Here is a 17,205-nt window from a genome sequence, read left to right on the forward strand (position 1 = left end):
CCTTACGCAACGAGGACTCAACTCTCGCTGTTTAGGATTACCAATGCCCTCCGGTCTTGCCGCGCTCCTCGATGACGTCGCGGCCATCACCAAGATCGCCGCCGCCTCGCTGGACGACGTGGGCGCGGCCGCGGGCAAGGCGGGCACCAAGGCCGTGGGCGTGGTGGTCGACGACGCGGCGGTCACGCCCGGCTACGCCATGGGCTTCACCCCCGACCGCGAGCTGCCGATCGTCTGGAAGATCGCCCTGGGCTCGCTGCGCAACAAGCTGCTGTTCCTGCTGCCCGGCGCGCTTCTGCTCAGCGCCTTCGCGCCGTGGGCCGTGACGCCGATCCTGATGGTCGGCGGCGCCTATCTGGCCTTCGAGGCCACCGAGAAGATCCTGGAGGCCTTCACCCCCGAGTCGGAGGGCGAGGCGGTCGAGGAACTGGCCCTGGCCGGCCCCGCCTTGGAGAAGCAGAAGGTCGACGGCGCGATCCGCACCGACCTGATCCTGTCCGGCGAGATCATGGCCATCGCCCTGGCCGAGGTCGCCCACCTGGACCTGGCGATGCAGGCGGCGGCGCTGGCCGTCGTCGGCGTGCTGCTGACCATCGGCGTCTATGGCGCGGTGGCCCTGATCGTGAAGATGGACGACATCGGGCTGCACCTGTCGCGCGGGAAGTCGCGCGGACTTCGTGGTTTCGGACGGGGGCTGGTCAAGGCCATGCCGTGGACCATGGAGGCCCTGACCCTGATCGGCACGGCGGCCATGCTGTGGGTCGGCGGCGGCATCATCGTCCACGGCCTGGAGACGTTCCACCTGACCCCCGTGCCGCACTGGGTCGAAGGTTTCTCGCACTGGGCCGGCCAGGTTCCGGGCGTGGGGGCGGTGACCGGCTGGCTGGCCTTCGCGCTGGGCTCCGCCGTGGTCGGCCTCGTCATCGGCGGCGTGCTGGCCGGCCTGATGCACCTCTGGCATCACCGCAAGGGCGCGGCGGCGGAGCACTAGGGACGGCAGCGGAACAGGCCCACCGCCTTGCCGATTTTCAAGACGCCGCCCTGGCGTTCGAAGGCGGCCCGCACGACGTCGGCGAGGGTGACCTGTGTCTCCTCCGGCGCGGCTTCCAGCGGCGGCATGCTGAGCAGGTAATCGATAACGTCCTGCGGATCGGTGCAGCTGAGGGCGTCAGGATAGGGGATCAACTCGACCTCGGCGAAGGCGCTGCGGAGCAGCGGCTCGGCGTCGGCCACATCGAGCGGCAGTTGATGAGGACTCGTATCGGGCAGCACCTGACGGCGCAGGTCGCCCAGTTCACGCATATTGTCACGACCGTTCAGAGCGATGAGCGCCACGCCGCCTGGCTTCAGGACGCGACGCAGTTCGGCGACGCCCTTCGCGGGATCGGGCAGGTGGTAGAGCATATGGATCGCCAGCGCCGTGTCGAACGCGCCGTCCTCGAACGGCAGGGCCGAGGCGTCGGCTATTTTGCCCTGGACATCATGCCAACGGCCGACGCTGCGCGCGGCCTCGACCGCCGTGGCGACCATGCCAGGCGACAGGTCCAGCAGGCGGATCGACAGGCTTGTCGGGAGGCGTGACGCTTCCGCGCGCCAGAAGGCGCCGGCTCCGCAGCCGGAATCGAGGCACGCGCCGCCGTCGGGCCAATGGCCGTGTTCGACCAGCCAGGGATACCAGTCGTCGCGGCCATACTTGCGGTGGAGGCGCGAGCGGGCTTCCAGCTTGGACGCGTCGCGGTATTGGCGGTCTCGGAGATATTCTTGATCCTTGGTCAGCATCACGGATCTCCAGGGTCTTGGCCTCAACCCGCCTCGTTCAGCGGCGAGGCCGGTTTCCAGTCGAACAGTTCCTGCAGCATCCGTAGGGCCTGGCCGCGCGGTGCGGCCAGCTCCGGGTCGCGGGCCAGGATCAGCCTCGCGTCATCCGCGGCGACGGCGATCAGGTCGCGGTGGGCGACGGGATCGGCCAGTCGGTAGGCCGGAAAGCCGCTCTGCTTGAGGCCCAGCGGGTCGCCGCCGCCGCGCAGCTCCAGATCCTTCTCGGCGATCTCGAAGCCGTCGTCGCTGCGACGCAGGATGTCCAGGCGCTGCTGGGCCACCTCGGACAGCGGCGGATCGTAGAGCAGCACGCATGAGCTCTCCCGCGCCCAGCGGCCGACCCGGCCGCGCAGCTGGTGCAGCTGGGCCAGGCCGAAGCGGTCGGCGTGCTCGATGACCATGATGCTGGCATTGGGGACATTGACCCCGACCTCGACCACCGTGGTGGCGACCAGCACGCTGACCTCGCCGTCGACGAAGCGTTGCATGACCGCGTCCTTCTCCGTCGCGGGCATCTGGCCGTGCACCAGGCCGACACCGGGCAGGTGGCGGGAGAGATCCGCGGCGCGGTCCTCGGCGGCGCGCAGGTCGACCTTGTCGGACTCGGCGACCAGAGGGCAGATCCAGAAGGCCTGGGCCCCGCCGGCGATGGCGCCGCGCAGGCGCTCGACGATCTCGGGCACGCGCGGCGTCGGCGCGGCGCGGGTGGCGACGGGCGTGCGGCCGGGTGGCTTCTCGTCGATGCGCGAAACGTCCAGATCGCCGAAGACGGTCAGCTCCAGGGTGCGCGGGATCGGCGTCGCCGACATGGCCAGCAGGTGGACCCCTTCGCCCTTGTCCTGGAGGCGGCGGCGCTCGTTGACGCCGAAGCGGTGCTGCTCGTCGATGATGGTCAGGGCCAGGCGATCGAACACGACGTCGTCCTGGAACAATGCGTGGGTGCCGACCGCGACCTGATGGGTTCCGTCCGCCAGGCCCAGCAGCTTGGCCGAGCGCCCAGCGCTCTTGTCGCGACCGGTCAGCAGAATCACCGACAGGCCCAGCGCCTGGAACGGCGCGGCGATGGTCTCGAAGTGCTGGCGGGCCAGGATCTCGGTCGGGGCCATCAGTGCAGACTGGAAGCCGGCGTCGGCGGCGTCGGCCATGGCCAGCATGGCCACCACGGTCTTGCCCGAGCCCACGTCGCCCTGCAGTAGCCGGCTCATCCGTTCGCCGGAGGCCATGTCGCCGCGAATTTCGGACAGGCTGCGGATCTGGGCGCCGGTCAGCTTGAAGGGCAGGGCCTTCTCGGCCGCGTCCGACAGGGCCCCAGACGGAATGCGCGGGCCAGGCGTGGAACGGCGCGAGGCCTTGCGCTGGGCCAGGGCCAGCTGGTGAGCCAGCAACTCGTCATAGGCCAGGCGGCGGCGCGGGCGGGCCAGGGGCGACAGGTCGGCCTCGCTGGTCGGGGCGTGCAGGGCGGCCAGCGCCTCGCGCCAGCCGGGCAGCTTCTCGCGCTCGCGCCAGGCGGCGTCCTGCCACTCCGGCAGCTGCGGCGCGCGCTCCAGGGCCTCGAGGGCGAACTTGCGGAAGGTGCGGGACGGCAGGCCGTGGGTGGCCGGATAGACGGTCTCGATCTCGGGAATGTCGCCGGCCCGCGCCTCGTCGACGATGTAGTCGGGGTGGGCGATCTGCAGTTCGGAGGCGTAACCATCGGCGCGCTCGAGCTTGCCACTGACCGCGCGACGCGCGCCCTTGGGATGCTGGCGCTCCAGGTGGGGCCCGTGGCCCTTGAACCAGATCAGGGTCAGAAAGCCGGTCCCGTCCCAGGCGCGGATCTTCCACGGCTGGCTGGGGCGTTGCGACGGAAAGTGGGCGTCGATGGTGACGATGAAGGTCTGGACCTGGCCCTCGACGGCCTGGTCCACCGTGGTCACGCTTCGCCGGATCAGGCCGGTCGGCGCCGTGAACAGCACATCGCGGGTGATCGGCCCGGCCAGTTTCTCGACCAGTGGCGCGACGCGGGGGCCCACGCCCTTGAGCGTGGACACCGAGGTGAACAGGGGAAAGAGAATCTCCGGGCGCATCTGACCGGACCATAGCCGGTCCCGCGCCCGGAGGCAGAGTCCTCGCTGAGGATCAGTCGCCCTGATTCATGACCGGCTGCAGGGCGATGACGATGTCCGAATATTCGTCGGCGCGCGAGGCGCCCGAGACGTTCAGACGCGTGTACAGCCAGGTCGCGCCGTGACGGGCATAGGCCTCGGACCAGCGGGCCTTGGAGTCGATCAGGTTGTTGGCCTCGCCCGCGTAGACGACAGTCCCCTTGGCGTCGACATACACGTAGTTCCCGGCGATCGTGGTGTTGGGATCACCGTTCTCGGCCAGCTTGTAGCGGTACACGGCGCCCGATGCGCCCTTGAGTTCGATGTAAGGCTTCACGCTGTCCTCGCCAATAAAAGCCACCCGGCGTAGGGCTTTTGGATTCAATTGTTTAGAGCGCGTGTGAGCAGCGAGGCCGCCTACGCATTCGCCTAACGCGCCAGCAGGACGTGAAGCGCGCCGTGGGCCAAATTATGGCTGGAGCACACCTGACCTGGCCAGGAACCGACGGGTCCGCTCCTCGCGCGGCGACGCGAGAAGCTGGCGGGACGGTCCTTGCTCCACGATCACGCCGCCGTCCATGAAAATCGTTCGGTCGGCCACATCTCTCGCGAAATCCATCTGATGGGTGACAATGACCATGGTGCGTTTCTCGGCCGCCAGGTCGCGGATCACGGCCAGCACTTCGCCCACCAGCTCGGGGTCCAGGGCCGAGGTCGGCTCGTCGAACAGGATCACCTCGGGGTCCATGGCCAGGGCGCGGGCGATGGCGCAGCGTTGCTGCTGGCCGCCGGAGAGGGCGCCGGGATAGGCGTCGGCGCGGCCGCCCAGCCCGACCTTGTCCAGCAGGGCGATTCCCTTGACGCGGGCCTCCGCGGGATCGGCCTTGCGGACGACGATCGGGCCCTCGATCACATTTTCCAGCGCTGTGCGGTGCGGGAAGAGGTTTAAGTTCTGAAAGACGAAGCCGACGCGGCCGTTCAGCGCCCGGGCCAGCGGAATCTTGCCGCCGTTCGTCACGCCCGCGATGGTCAGCGCGCCGCCGTTCAACGGCTCCAGCCCCGCCAGGCAGCGCAGCAGGGTGCTCTTGCCCGAGCCGCTGGGGCCGATCACGGCCACGACCTCCCCGGGCACGACGGTCAGGTCGACGCCCGCCAGGACGGGCGTGTCGCCGAAGCTCTTCCGGAGGTCCCTGGCGTCGATCGCGCTCATCGCCGGCCCTCCGAGGCGCGGCGCTCGAGGCGGCCTTGCACGGCCGCCAGGATCGTGGAGACGATCCAGTAGATGGCCGCCGCGGCCAGGTACATGGTGAAGATCTCGTAGGTGCGGGCGGTGATCAGCTGGGTCTGGCGGAACAGCTCCGGCACCTGGATGGTGGCGGCCAGGGAGGTGTCCTTGACCAGGCCGATGAAGCTGTTGGACAGCGGCGCCACGGCGGTGCGGGCCGCCTGGGGCAGGATCACCCGGCGCAGGGTTTGACCGCGACTCATGCCCAGCACGCTGGCGGCTTCCCACTGGCCCTTGTCGACCGCGGCGATGGCGCTGCGCAGGATCTCGCAGGCATAGGCGGCGATGTTCAGCGAGAAGCCGATCCCGGCGGCGGCCAGCGGCGGCATTTCCAGCCCGAACTGCGGCAGGCCGTAGTAGATCAGGAACAGCTGCACCAGGAGCGGCGTGCCCCGAAAGGCCGAAACATAGACCGCCGCCGGCCAGCGCAGCAGCGGCGTGCGCGACAGTCGCATCAGAGCCAGGCCGAAGCCCAGCACGACGCCCACGCCCATGCCGATGACGCTGAGCAGAACCGTGTAGCCGGCGCCTTTCAGCAGCAGGGGCGCGGACTGGCGCAGCAGGTCGAGACCAGTCTCCATGGGCCTAGCGGGTGACGTCCGCGCCGAACCACCGCTGCGAGATCGCCGTCAGTTCGCCGTTGGCGCGCAGGGCGTTGATGGCCTGGTCGATCACCACCTTCAGGCCGGGATCCTTCTTCATGGCCACGCCCGCGCCCTGGGCGGCGAACGGCGGGCCCGAAGCGACGAACTCCGGCGAGGTCTTGACGAAGTCGGCGGCGACCAGGCGGTCGTTCAGCACCGCGTCGATGCGGCCGGCGCGCAGGTCCTGGTACTTGGTTGGATCATCGTCATAGGTGCGTATGTCGGCCGTCGGCGCGTTGGCGCGGGCCCACTGCTCGTAGTTGGTGCCCAGGCCGACGCCGACCTTCTTGCCGGCCAGATCCTCGGGCTTCTCCAGGCCAGGCTTGTCCTTCAGCTTGATGATCTGGATGCCCGAGACCGTGTAGGGCTCGGAGAAGTCGTACTTGGCCTGGCGTTCGGGCGTGATGGTGATCTGGTTGATCACCACGTCGACGCGGCCCGATTCCAGCGCGCCCAGCAGGCCGGCGAACGGCGCGGGGCTGAACGCGGGCTTCACGCCCAACTGGGCGGCCAGGGCCTTGGCGAAGTCGACCTCGAAGCCGGCCAGCTGCCCGGACTTGTCCTGGAAGTTGAACGGCGGATAGGTGCCTTCCAGCCCGACGCGCAGGGTTCCGGACGCCTTGATCCGCTCCCAGCCGGTGGCGCCGGCCTTGGGCTTCTTGCCGCAGGCGGCGATCAGGGCGAGGCCAAGACCGGAAAGCACGGCGCGGCGGGCGGGGAATCGCATCGGAACGACCTTGGGGCGGAACAATCCGGCTCAGTTCTATACGGGACCGCGTCGTTCGCCAGCCCGAACAGCGCCTGGCGCGCCGCGCCGCGATCATGACCGCGATTTAAGCTGACCCGGAGCGCGAAGTCTGGACGCAGTCCCCGGTGCTTCCCCGCAACTGGAGACACGACCTTGAAGGCCCTGATTGTCTCGCTCGCCCTGCTGGCCGCCGCCCCGCTGTCCGCCCATGCCCAGACCGCGCCGGAGGCCGCCGCCAAGTCGCCCGACGTCGTCGCGCTCGAAGCGCTGAACGCCCAGTGGCTGACGGCCTACAAGACCCGGGACGCGGCGGCGCTGGACAGGATCCTAGGCGACGACTTCCAGGGCATCTATCCGAACGGCCGGATCATGACCAAGGGTGACGTGCTCAAGCTGGCGACCAATCCGGCGCGGACGATCGAGGCGGTGAGCTGGGAGGATGTGAAGATCGTGGTGATCGGCGACGTCGCCGTGCTGCGCGCCCGCACGCGCATGAGCGGCAAGGGCGCGGATGGGCCGTTCGCCAGCCTCAACGACTTCGCCGATGTCTATGTGAAGCGTGGCGGGGCGTGGAAAGCGATTTCGGCGCACGTTGTTCGGGTCGAGTGACCCGCCAGGCCGTGCGCCGGCCCCAACCTACCGCTTCCTGACGAACACCGTGCCGGCCGAATAGCCGGCGCCGAAGCTGCAGATCAGGCCCGTCTCGCCCGGCGCGAAGTCGTCGTTGGCGGTGTGGAAGGCGATGATCGAGCCTGCCGAACTGGTATTGGCGTATTCGTCCAGGATGATGACGTTCTCGCCGGGGGCCGGATCGCGGCCCAGCACCTTGCGGCCGATCATCTCGTTCATGTTGATGTTGGCCTGGTGCAGCCACAGGCGCTTCAGCGTCGCGGGGTCGATATCGAGATCGCGCGCGTGCTCGACGATCATCTCGCTGACCATCGGCACCACCTCGCGGAACACCTTGCGGCCTTCCTGGACGAACAGCTTGTCCTTGGCGTCGATCCCTTCCGGGGCCGCGCGATTCAGGAAGCCGAAGTTGTTGCGGATGTTGTTCGAGAACTGGGTCTTCAGCCGCGTGCCCAGGATCTCCCAGCCGTCGGTCGCCTGGTCGGCGTCCTCGACGATCACCGCCGTGGCGACATCGCCGAAGATGAAGTGGCTGTCGCGGTCCTTGAAGTTCAGATGGCCCGAGCAGATCTCGGGGTTGACCATCAGCACCGCCTTGGCGCTGCCGGTCGTGACGAAGTCGGCGGCGGTCTTGATGCCGAAGGTGGCCGACGAGCAGGCGACGTTCATGTCGAAGGCGAAGCCCTCGATGCCCAGGGCCTGCTGGATCTCGATCGCCATGGCCGGGTAGGGGCGCTGCATGTTCGAGGCCGCGCAGATCACCGCGCCGATCTCGCTGACCGGCTTGCCCCAGCGCGCGATCGCCTGCTCGGCGGCCTTCACCGCCATCTCGGCCAGGATCGACAGCTCGTCGTTCGAGCGCTCGGGGATGACCGGGCGCATGATCTCGGGATCGACGATGCCGTCCTTGTTCATCACGAAGCGCGACTTGATGCCGGACGCCTTCTCGATGAATTCGGGCGAGGAGGGGGCCAGGGCGACCACTTCGCCGGCCGCGATGGCGTCGGCGTTGGCGGTGTTGAAGCGCTCGACGAACGTGTTGAAGGCCTCCACGAGCTCGGCGTTCGAAATGCTGTGGGGCGGGGTGAACAGCCCCGTGGCGGCGATGACGGCTTGCGGCAAGACGGCGGTCCCGATGATACGCGCGGACCTCATCCTCGGTGGGACGAGCCCGCGTTCTGACGCTTGTTTGAGCCCGTAGATAGCATGGAAGAGGGCCCCGTCATCCCTGCGGCTTTTCGGCAACGACACGCAATGACCTTAAACGCGGCCGTGAACCGCCGCATGCCCGCCGCGTTATCCGCCTAGCCCTAGGCTGGCTGAGGGAGCTGAAGACTACGAGTAGATTAGGAGTACAACAATGAAGACTCTCATCGCCACTACCCTGGTCGCTGGTTCGGTTCTCGCGACTCCGATGTTCGCTCAGGCTCAGAATACGACCGATGTCTATGGTTCGGTAAACTATGGCCAAACTCGGACGAAGGGCGCTGACACCGGCGCTATTCAAGGTCGCGTGGGCGCCAAGTTTACGCCTAATTTCGGCGTCGAGGCCGAAGTGGCCGGCGGCGTCGACAGTGACACGACTTACACGCCCGGCGGTCCGGCCAAGGTGAAGGTCGAGCACCAGGCGGCCGCCTACGCCGTCGGCTACCTGCCGGTGACCCCGAACCTCGACCTGCTGGGCCGCGTCGGCTACGGCACGACCAAGTTCGACACCAACAATCCGGTCGCCACGCAATTCGACGGCAGCCGCGAGAGCTGGAACTACGGCGTCGGCGCCGAGTACAAGCTGGATGGCAAGAACGGCATCCGCGCCGACTGGACCAAGTCCGAGTACACCAAGAGCGATCTGAGCTCGAACACGGTGTCGGTGGGCTACGTCCGCCACTTCTAGTCGTCTATCGATCGACAGGCTCGGCGCGCCCTTCGCGGGGCGCGCCGTTCGCTTGTCTAGTCCTAGCCGCTGAAGGCGCGGCTGAGGAAGGGCGATCCCGCCAGGCCGAAACGCCAGGGCTGCTCGACGGCCTTGGTGATGCCGATGCGAGGACCCTGGACGACGGCGACCGGCGCGGCCGCGGGCTCCAGGCGAAACGGCGGCGCCGTCATGGACTGGTTGTTCTGCGCGGCGGTAATCCCCAAGGCCTGGCACAGGCGGCCGGGGCCGGCGGCTAGGCGACGAGGATCGCCCAGCCCGCGCCGCGAGATCATCTCATCCAGCCCGAGGGTGGGCTCGAGCGCGCGGAACAGCACCGCCGCGCCCGGGCGCGGGCCGCAGACGATGTTCAGGCACCAGTGCAGCCCGTACGAGCGATAGACATAGGCCCGTCCGACCGGCCCGAACATCGGCGCGTTGCGTGGCGTGGGGCCGGAAAAGGCGTGCGAGGCCGGATCGTCCGGGTCGTAGGCCTCGGTCTCGACTACGACGCCGCCCACGCCCTCGAAGGTCAGCAGGGCGCCGATCAGAAGCCGCGCGACCTCGGGCGAGGGGCGGTCGAGTAGGTCGATCATGCGATCGCTTTCCTGCGGCGCGGCGCGAGCGCCTGTCCGGCTTGAACCCTATCATGCTCGCGCCAGGCCGGAACCGACGGCCGGCGTGGTGTCGAGGCGGGGCTCCAGCGTCGCGGCCGATTCATTCACGGCCCGCGTGAGCGCTTGACGACCGCCACCCGTGCGTCAATCTGAACGGCAATAAGTTACGGGGGAGACGCGTCGGGTTTGGACAAGGCGCTATTGATTCAACTGGGCGGCTCCGTCGCGGCCATCGTCCTGCTGGTGGCTCTGGCGGCGTGGCTGGGCGTGGCGCGGGCCACCCCGCCGCTGGACGCCGAGGCGGCCCGGGCGCTGCTGGCCCAGGAATTTCCCGATCACCGGCCGAGCGCCGTCTGGATCGCCGCCGACGGCGCCGGCGTGATCGCCCGCGAGGGCGCGCTGGCCCTGGTGCTGTACCGGCGCGGCGACGGCTATGTCGCCCGCGATCTGCCGTGGGTGACCGTCGCGGCCCTGAAGCCGACCAACGGCCGACTGACCCTGCGCCTGGCCGACGCCCGTCCTGTCCTGGCCGTCAACGACGACGTCTGGCCGCCGAAAGAGCTCGCCTGATGCTGAAAGCCGCGTTCGATCCCGTCCAGATGGCCATCCCGTTCTTCGTGTTGGCGGTCATTCTGGAAATCCTGCTGGGCCGGTTCGGCAAGGCGCGGGCGAACTACGAACCGCGCGACGCGGCCATGTCGCTGAGCATGGGCCTGGGCAGCACCGTGGCCGGACTGCTGTTCGGCGGGGCGATCTTCGCCGCCACGGTCTGGGTCTGGCAGCACCGGATCTTCACGATCCCGATGACCGCCGTCTGGGCCTGGGTCGTGCTCTTCCTGGCCGAGGACCTGACCTATTACTGGTTCCACCGGCTGGCGCACGAGCGGCGCATCTGGTGGGCCAGCCACGTCAACCACCACACCTCGACCCACTACAACCTGACCACCGCCCTGCGGCAGACCTGGACCGGCGGCGTCGCCGGCACCTGGCTGCTGTGGCTGCCGCTGTCGTTCCTGGGCTTCCCGCCGGCCATGGTGGCGATCCAGAAGGGGATCAGCCTCGTCTACCAGTTCTGGATCCACACCGAGGCGATCAAGCGCATGCCACGCTGGTTCGAGGCGGTGTTCAACACGCCCTCGCACCACCGCGTGCACCACGCCCGCAACGCCCGCTATCTGGACGCCAACTACGCCGGCATCCTGATCATCTGGGACCGGATGTTCGGCACCTTCATCCCCGAGGTCGACGAGGAGCCTTGCCGCTACGGAACGGTGAAGAACCTGGGCAACTTCAACCTGCTGCACAACGTCTTCCACGAGTGGATCGGCATCGCCAGGGACCTGGCCGGGGCGAAGTCGCCGCGCGAGGCCTTCGGCTACGTCTTCGGTCCGCCTGGCTGGAGCCCCGACGGCTCGCGCGACACTTCCCACACGCTGAAGGCCAAGTGGCGGGCGCGGATGGAAGCGGCGGACGAAGGCGCGCCGCCGCAATAAAGCCTTGCTGTGACGGACTGATCCTGGGTTGAGTGGCGTTCCCCCCGAAGCTCATACGGAGAGGTTCGATGCCCCGCGTCCTGGGCCTGCTGCTGGCGACCCTGATCGTCTTGGCGTCCGCGCCAGCGGCGCGGGCGGAGATCCGCGATTTCACGATCGCCTCCAAGGCCTTCGACGGCGCCAAGATCGGGATCAGCGGTCAGCGGCGTGTCCGGGTCTATCTACCGGACAGCTACGAGGCTTCTGGCCGGCGCTATCCAGTCATCTACTTCCTGCACAACGCCTTCGACGACGAGAAGTCGGCGTTCGACCGCGACGGTTTCGGGCGGCTGATGGACCAGGCGATCGCGGCCCGGGCGATCCCGCCGGTCGTGGTGGTGGCGGCCGACTTCAGCACGCCGCTGGGGAGTTCGATCTACGCCAGTTCGCCGGTCACCGGCCGCTGGGACGATTTCCTGGCCGTCGAGCTGGTCGGCTGGACCGACAGGACCTTCCGCACCCTGGCCCGGCGCGAGAGCCGGGGCTTGGCCGGCGACCGGATGGGCGGTCACGGCGCCCTGGCCATGGGCATGCGCCACGCGGACGTCTTCGGCGCGGTCTACGCCCTGCACCCGATCGGGGCGGGCATGGGGATGCAGCCGATGTGGACCCGGCCGAACCTGGAGCTGCTGCAGAACGCCAAGTCGCTGGACGACCTCAAGGGCGACGGTTTCTCGCAACTGTTCACCGCCATCTACCAGGCGCACCTGCCCAATGCGGACAAGCCGCCGCTCTATGTCGACCTGCCGGCCCGCAAGGTCGGTGACAAGGTGGTGGTCGACGCCAGGTTGACGGCGCAGCTGATCGAGAGCTTTGCCCTGGATCACCAGGTCCTGCGCCACGCCGACGACCTGAAGACCCTGCGGGGGCTGAAGTTCGACTGGGGGCGGAACGATACGGTCGTCGACCACGTCGTTTCGCTACAGGCCTTCTCGCGCCTGCTGACCGAGCTGGGCGTGCCGCACGAGGCCGAGGAGTACGTCGGCGGCTGGGGCGACCGCACCTGGGGCGAGACCGGGCGGGTCTATACCGCCATGCTGCCGTTCTTCGCCCGGACCCTGGCCAGCAAGTAGGCTCAGTCGCGCAGCAGCGGCAGCGACAGGCCCGTGGCCTGGCGCGCGGCCAGCATCTCGCGGCGGAAGCGGAACAGTTCGGCGGGGCGGCCGCCGGTCTCGGCGTCCAGGCGCCCCAGGCCCTCGACCAGCTCCTCGCGCTCGACCACCCGGCGGAAGTTCTGCTTGTGCAGCTGGACGCCGGCGATGGCCTCGACCGTGCGCTGCAGGGTCGAGAGAGTGAATTCCTCGGGCGTCAGCTCGAACACCACCGGGCGGTACTTGATCTTTCCGCGCAGGCGCGAAAGGCCGGTGGCCAGGATCCGCCGGTGGTCTGAGATCATCGGCTCGCCCAGCGCCGCCGACAGGGCTTCCGGCTCGGCCGGATCGTGGCCGTCGGCGCGGTCGCGGTCGCGGGCCGCCTCGGGCGCCAGGCCGGCTTCGTAGAGCAGCTCGTAGCGCTCCAGCACCCGTTCCTCGTTCCAGGGCGCGCCATCCAGGGCGAAGGCGAGGCGGGCGCGCGACCACTTGGCCGCGTCATCGCCGGCCCAGCGGCGCAGGGCCGGGGCGATGGCTTCGTCCAGCAGGGCCGGGCGGCCGGCGCGCCAGTCCTCCCAGGGGAAGAACCTGGTCCACGGAGCCCAGGCGGTGTCGGGGGCGTCGGTGTCGACGGCCTTGGGCGTCAGGCCCAGATAGCCGACCGAGACCACGCGCGCCGCGCCGGCTCCAACCTCGGCGCGCGGCGCGTCGCGGCCCTTGTCGCCGAAGGTGTAGAGCTGCTCGACATAGCCCAGCTGGAACCGGGTCTGGGCGGTGACGAAGGCGCGCAGGCCCAGCTCGAAGGTGCGGTGCGCCTCGGGATCGAACGGGCCGAACGGCAGGCCCGAGAGCGGCGAGGCGATGTCCGTGACGGCGTCATGCGGTCGCACGGTCAGGACGACGGCCTCGCCGTCGCGGATCGCGACGACCACCGCCGAGAGGCCGATGACGACCGAGATGCTCATTCGGTCTCGAACGCCGCGCCGGGCGCGGACTCGAAGCCGGCGGCTCTGGACAGAACGTGGAACCGCTGGACGTAACGGGCCTGGGCCTCGAACGGTGGCTGCGGGACGATACGCAGGTCATAGCCGGCCGGCGGCGCGCCGAAGATCTGAAGGGACTCGGCGTGCTCGAAGCCCGCCAGCTGGGTGGCCTCGAAGAAGGCGCAGGCGCGGTCGGCCTGCTTGATCAGCTTCTTGATCGGGGCGGGGGTTTTCACGGGCAGGCCGAAGCGGATGTGGATGGCGTCCTCCAGCCTAGCCTCGAAATCCTTGTAGCTCACCCCCAGCGCCGCCTTGAACGGGCTGATCATGTCGCCGATCACGTACTCGCTGGCGTCGTGCAGCAGGGCGGCCAGGCGCCAGCGCGGCTCCAGGTCCGGCTTGATGTGCGCGGCGATCTCCTCGACCACCAGGCTGTGCTGGGCGACCGAGAAGCCGTGGTCGCCGATCGTCTGACCGTTCCATCGGGCGACACGGGCAAGGCCGTGGGCGATGTCCTCGATCTCGATGTCCATCGGCGACGGATCGAGCAGGTCGAGCCGACGTCCGGAGAGCATTCTTTGCCACGCGCGGGGCGGTGCGCCCCTATGCAGCCCTTTGGCCACGAGATCGTTCCTTACGGTGAAGGTGTTGACTGGCGCATCGGTTGAGAAAGATCAATGTGGCCGTCGCCGTCATCTGTGGAAATGCCCTTGAAGGGAGTTCGATCATGAGTTGGGCGAGAATTATGGTTCCGCTGGCCGGAACCCCGAACGACAAGGGCGTCATCACCTCCGCCGCGGCGCTGGCCGCGGCCTTCCAGGCCGAGCTGGCCTGTGTCCACGCCCCCGCCGACATGGCCGACCTGATGCCCTGGATGGGCGAGGGATTCATGGGCGGCGTACAGGTCACCGCGCTGGAGAGCCTCAAGGAAGCGGCTCAGGAAGGCGCCAAGGCCTGTGACAAGCTGGCGGCCGAGACGGCCTATCCGCAAACGCGAGTGATCAGCCTGGACTCCCCGGTCTGGGCGGGCCTGGCCATGGAAGGGCGCCTGTCGGACGTCATCGTGTTCGACGACGCCTCGGCGCGCGGCAAGGGGCCGCTGGCCGAAGCGTTCCAGCAACTGGTCGCTGACGAGCAGCGTCCGACCCTGGTGGCGCGTCCGGGCTTCAGGCCCGATGGCGTGGCCCTGGTGGCGTGGGACGGCGGCAAGGAAGCCAGCCGCGCCATGCGCACGGCCCTGCCGCTGCTGCAGAAGGCCAGTTCGGTGATCGTGGCCGGGGCGCCGGCCGCCTCGTCGCGGGCCTTCGAACTGGAGCGCCTGGTGGAATTCCTGGCGGCCCGGGGCGTGAACGCCTCGGTGAAGGTCCTGGAAGGCGGCAATGACGCGGCGAGCCTGCTGCTGGGGGCGGCGAAGGACACGGGGGCGAACCTCCTGGTCGCCGGCGCGTTCGGTCATCCCAGGCTGCAGGAGTTCATCTTCGGAGGAACCACCCGCACGCTGCTCAACAGCGACGGTCCGTCGCTGTTCCTATCGCACTGACCATCCAGATCTAGAAAGAAGGGGAGACTGGCGAATGTCCCTGTCCCGTATCGTCATGCGCCTGGCGCGCAATCCCGGCACCGAGTTCGCCGGTGGCGACGACCATCGCGGCTACGCCCTGACCGCGCCTCTGACCGAGGACGGCCATATCGACGAGGGCGAATACGCCAAGGTGAAGGGAGAGTGCGCCGTGCGCCGCTTCGCCCCGGACGAGGACGCGGTGGATGGTCGCCTGAACCGGCGCGGGACCCGCTGGTTCTTCGACTATGACGACGAGGACAGCGCGGACGACGAGCCTCTGCACCGGCTGGGCGAGCACCGTTTCGCGCTAGGCGAATACGTCACCGTCACCGACGAGGATGGCCGGCCGCTGACCTACAAGGTGATGGAGGTCGCGCCGGTCTAGCGGACCGGCGCTAGCCCTCAGCCCCCAACGTTGTGGCGGACCAGGGCCTTCATGTCGCGGAAGATGTCGTGGTCGTCGGTGTCGCGGGTCTTGGCCTTGACGACGGCCACGGCCAGCGGCCCGCCCTTGGGGCCGCGGGCCTCGTAGCCCGCCAGGCGATAGCCCTTGGGCGCTTTGTCGTTGGCCAGGATCAGGGTCGAGCGCACGGCGTCGCCGCCCTTCTTGGCGCGGATTTCGGCCCCATGGTTGTCGGCCTTGATGGTCACGTCGCCCTCGTGCTCGTCCTCGGCCTGAACATTGACCGAGCCGTTGGCGTCATCGCCCCTGATATTGACGTTCTTGTTGACCTTCACCTCGGCCGCGCCGCCGTCGCTGTTGATGGTCAGGTGACCGATGCGGATATCGGCGCCGTTGTCGCTGGCGTCGATATTGACGCCCGGCAGGTGGATGCTGGTCTTGTTCTTGCCGGCCTTTTGCGGCGGCTTCGGCGTGGCCGGCGGGGTAGGCATGATCTGCTTCAGCTCGCCCTCGATCGGCGCCAGGGCCGCTTCGGCGTCGCCGCCGTTCAGGCGGACCAGGCGAAGGGTCACCGTGGCCTGGGCCGACTGGTAGGCGCACGACTGGCCGTCTTGGGCGATGCTGACGCGCGTCAGCTGGCCCTGGCGTTCCGGACAGTCCAGGCGATCGATGACGCGCATCGGCTCGCGCCGGCCCAGGCGCCGCTCATGGCGGTCCGGCTGGTCGGTCTGGGCGGGGTGACAGGCGGTCAGGATCGTCGCGCCGACGCCGATCGTCAGCGCCGCAGCCAGCCATTTCGAATGACGCATGGATGTTCCCTGGGACCTTCCCCGTTTGCGCGAGCCCTCGTTCGCGCGGGCTCTCGTTGCGCGGGAAAGTGGTCGCGCACTCGGCGCGCGTCCAGTGAATTCAAGGTAACGGCGATTTGGTCGCGGGCGCGGCGGGACGCCGGCCCGGCGATCACTGACCCGGGCGCGCGCCCGAGCCCTCGCGGCGGGCCAGAAAGGCCAGGCGCTCGAACAGGTGGACGTCCTGCTCGTTCTTCAGCAGGGCGCCATGCAGCGGCGGGATCAGCTTGGTCGGATCCTTCTCGCGCAGGACCGTGTCGTCGATGTCCTCGACCAGCAGCAGCTTCAACCAGTCCAGCAGCTCGGACGTCGAGGGCTTCTTCTTCAGGCCCGGCACCTTGCGCATGTCGTAGAAGATGCGCAGCGCCTCGGCGACCAGCTTCTGCTTGATGCCCGGGAAGTGGACGTCGACGATGGCCTGCATCGTCGCCTCCTCGGGGAAGCGGATGTAGTGGAAGAAGCAGCGGCGCAGGAAGGCGTCCGGCAGTTCCTTCTCGTTGTTCGAGGTGATGATCATCACCGGCCGGACCTTGGCCTTGATTGTCTCGCCGGTCTCGTAGACGTAGAATTCCATGCGATCGAGCTCCTGCAGGAGGTCGTTCGGGAACTCGATGTCGGCCTTGTCGATCTCGTCGATCAGCAGCACCGGGCGCTGTTCGCTCTCGAACGCCTCCCAGAGCTTGCCCTTCTTGATGTAGTTGGCGACGTCCTTGACGCGCTCGTCGCCCAGCTGGCTGTCGCGCAGGCGGGTGACGGCGTCGTATTCGTAGAGGCCCTGCTGGGCCTTGGTCGTCGACTTGATGTGCCAGGTGATCAGCGGCGCGCCCATCGCCTTGGCGACCTCGTAGGCCAGGACCGTCTTGCCGGTGCCGGGCTCGCCCTTGATCAGCAGGGGACGCTCCAGGGCCACGGCGGCGTTCACCGCGACCTTCAGGTCCTCGGTCGCCACGTAGTCGGAAGTGCCTTCGAAGCGCTGGCTCATGTGAATCGGATCCGGTTCGAACAGTTGTTCAAATTGAACGGATCAAACTACCGGCGCGGACGCGGTT

General features: G+C 68.5%; 19 protein-coding genes and 1 pseudogene. 8 read left to right on the plus strand and 12 right to left on the minus strand.

Features of this window, described 5'->3' with window-relative positions:
* The first annotated feature begins 43 nt into the window (after positions 1-43).
* A complete protein-coding gene (locus MZV50_RS12820) occupies positions 44-991 on the plus strand; it encodes a DUF808 domain-containing protein (RefSeq protein WP_252635042.1) in 948 nt (315 codons plus the stop codon).
* Here the strand turns inward: MZV50_RS12820 and MZV50_RS12825 are convergent.
* The 6 genes from MZV50_RS12825 to tcyJ form a co-directional block, all read right to left on the minus strand.
* Positions 988-1,779 (minus strand): class I SAM-dependent methyltransferase, encoded by a 792-nt coding sequence (locus MZV50_RS12825; protein ID WP_252635043.1) that lies wholly within the window; start codon positions 1,777-1,779, stop codon positions 988-990. The two genes, MZV50_RS12820 and MZV50_RS12825, sit on opposite strands and share 4 nt — an antisense overlap.
* A gap of 23 nt (positions 1,780-1,802) precedes the next feature.
* The gene (recG, locus tag MZV50_RS12830; RefSeq protein ID WP_252635044.1) at positions 1,803-3,884 is read right to left on the minus strand and encodes an ATP-dependent DNA helicase RecG; all 2,082 of its coding nucleotides are present in this window, start codon (positions 3,882-3,884) and stop codon (positions 1,803-1,805) included.
* A gap of 52 nt (positions 3,885-3,936) precedes the next feature.
* Positions 3,937-4,239, minus strand: a complete 303-nt coding sequence (locus tag MZV50_RS12835; RefSeq protein WP_252635045.1) for a hypothetical protein — start codon at positions 4,237-4,239, stop codon at positions 3,937-3,939.
* Positions 4,240-4,371: 132 nt separating this feature from the next.
* Positions 4,372-5,112, minus strand: a complete 741-nt coding sequence (locus tag MZV50_RS12840) for an amino acid ABC transporter ATP-binding protein (RefSeq protein ID WP_252635046.1) — start codon at positions 5,110-5,112, stop codon at positions 4,372-4,374.
* Entirely contained in the window at positions 5,109-5,768 is a 660-nt protein-coding gene (tcyL, locus tag MZV50_RS12845; RefSeq protein ID WP_252635047.1) for a cystine ABC transporter permease, read from the minus strand. The genes MZV50_RS12840 and tcyL overlap by 4 nt, the downstream gene beginning before the upstream one ends.
* A gap of 4 nt (positions 5,769-5,772) precedes the next feature.
* Entirely contained in the window at positions 5,773-6,558 is a 786-nt protein-coding gene (gene tcyJ / locus MZV50_RS12850; RefSeq protein WP_252635048.1) for a cystine ABC transporter substrate-binding protein, read from the minus strand.
* A 174-nt stretch (positions 6,559-6,732) separates the two neighbouring features.
* Here tcyJ and MZV50_RS12855 point away from each other — a divergent pair, with 174 nt between their 5' ends.
* The gene (locus MZV50_RS12855) at positions 6,733-7,188 is read left to right on the plus strand and encodes a nuclear transport factor 2 family protein (RefSeq protein ID WP_252635049.1); all 456 of its coding nucleotides are present in this window, start codon (positions 6,733-6,735) and stop codon (positions 7,186-7,188) included.
* Between the two features lie 27 nt (positions 7,189-7,215).
* Here the strand turns inward: MZV50_RS12855 and MZV50_RS12860 are convergent, their stop codons facing one another.
* Positions 7,216-8,331 carry a beta-ketoacyl-ACP synthase III gene (locus MZV50_RS12860; RefSeq protein ID WP_252635050.1) on the minus strand — a complete coding sequence of 372 codons (1,116 nt, stop codon included), beginning with the start codon at positions 8,329-8,331 and terminating at the stop codon, positions 7,216-7,218.
* A gap of 238 nt (positions 8,332-8,569) precedes the next feature.
* Between MZV50_RS12860 and MZV50_RS12865 the strand changes: the two genes are divergently transcribed.
* Positions 8,570-9,103, plus strand: a complete 534-nt coding sequence (locus MZV50_RS12865; RefSeq protein ID WP_252635051.1) for a porin family protein — start codon at positions 8,570-8,572, stop codon at positions 9,101-9,103.
* Between the two features lie 62 nt (positions 9,104-9,165).
* Here MZV50_RS12865 and MZV50_RS12870 read toward each other — a convergent pair whose 3' ends face one another.
* Positions 9,166-9,717, minus strand: coding sequence for a DNA-3-methyladenine glycosylase (locus MZV50_RS12870; RefSeq protein WP_252635052.1), 552 nt, complete (start codon positions 9,715-9,717; stop codon positions 9,166-9,168).
* Between the two features lie 207 nt (positions 9,718-9,924).
* Here MZV50_RS12870 and MZV50_RS12875 point away from each other — a divergent pair, with 207 nt between their 5' ends.
* The 3 genes from MZV50_RS12875 (at position 9,925) to MZV50_RS12885 (ending at position 12,343) form a co-directional block, all read left to right on the plus strand.
* On the plus strand, positions 9,925-10,308 hold the full coding sequence (locus MZV50_RS12875; protein ID WP_252635053.1) for a hypothetical protein: 384 nt from the start codon (positions 9,925-9,927) through the stop codon (positions 10,306-10,308).
* The gene (locus tag MZV50_RS12880) at positions 10,308-11,231 is read left to right on the plus strand and encodes a sterol desaturase family protein (protein WP_252635054.1); all 924 of its coding nucleotides are present in this window, start codon (positions 10,308-10,310) and stop codon (positions 11,229-11,231) included. The genes MZV50_RS12875 and MZV50_RS12880 overlap by 1 nt, the downstream gene beginning before the upstream one ends.
* A 68-nt stretch (positions 11,232-11,299) precedes the next feature.
* Entirely contained in the window at positions 11,300-12,343 is a 1,044-nt protein-coding gene (locus MZV50_RS12885; protein ID WP_252635055.1) for an alpha/beta hydrolase, read from the plus strand.
* Positions 12,344-12,345: 2 nt separating this feature from the next.
* Here the strand turns inward: MZV50_RS12885 and MZV50_RS12890 are convergent.
* Positions 12,346-13,357: pseudogene (locus tag MZV50_RS12890) on the minus strand (NUDIX hydrolase); the annotation flags it as partial.
* Positions 13,323-13,967, minus strand: coding sequence for a YfbR-like 5'-deoxynucleotidase (locus MZV50_RS12895; protein ID WP_252635056.1), 645 nt, complete (start codon positions 13,965-13,967; stop codon positions 13,323-13,325). The gene MZV50_RS12895 and the pseudogene MZV50_RS12890, both read right to left, overlap by 35 nt.
* 104 nt (positions 13,968-14,071) lie before the next feature.
* On the opposite strand from MZV50_RS12895, the gene MZV50_RS12900 reads away from it, so the two are divergent.
* Positions 14,072-14,884 carry a universal stress protein gene (locus tag MZV50_RS12900; RefSeq protein ID WP_252635057.1) on the plus strand — a complete coding sequence of 271 codons (813 nt, stop codon included), beginning with the start codon at positions 14,072-14,074 and terminating at the stop codon, positions 14,882-14,884.
* A 34-nt stretch (positions 14,885-14,918) separates the two neighbouring features.
* A complete protein-coding gene (locus MZV50_RS12905) occupies positions 14,919-15,290 on the plus strand; it encodes a hypothetical protein (RefSeq protein WP_252635058.1) in 372 nt (123 codons plus the stop codon).
* 17 nt (positions 15,291-15,307) lie between these two features.
* Here MZV50_RS12905 and MZV50_RS12910 read toward each other — a convergent pair whose 3' ends face one another.
* Together MZV50_RS12910 and MZV50_RS12915 are read right to left on the minus strand one after the other, a co-directional pair.
* Entirely contained in the window at positions 15,308-16,117 is an 810-nt protein-coding gene (locus MZV50_RS12910) for a hypothetical protein (RefSeq protein WP_252635059.1), read from the minus strand.
* Positions 16,118-16,268: 151 nt separating this feature from the next.
* A complete protein-coding gene (locus tag MZV50_RS12915; protein WP_252635060.1) occupies positions 16,269-17,138 on the minus strand; it encodes an AAA family ATPase in 870 nt (289 codons plus the stop codon).
* Positions 17,139-17,205 lie beyond the last annotated feature (67 nt).

This window comes from Caulobacter segnis (genome assembly GCF_023935105.1).
GTDB lineage: Bacteria > Pseudomonadota > Alphaproteobacteria > Caulobacterales > Caulobacteraceae > Caulobacter > Caulobacter segnis_B.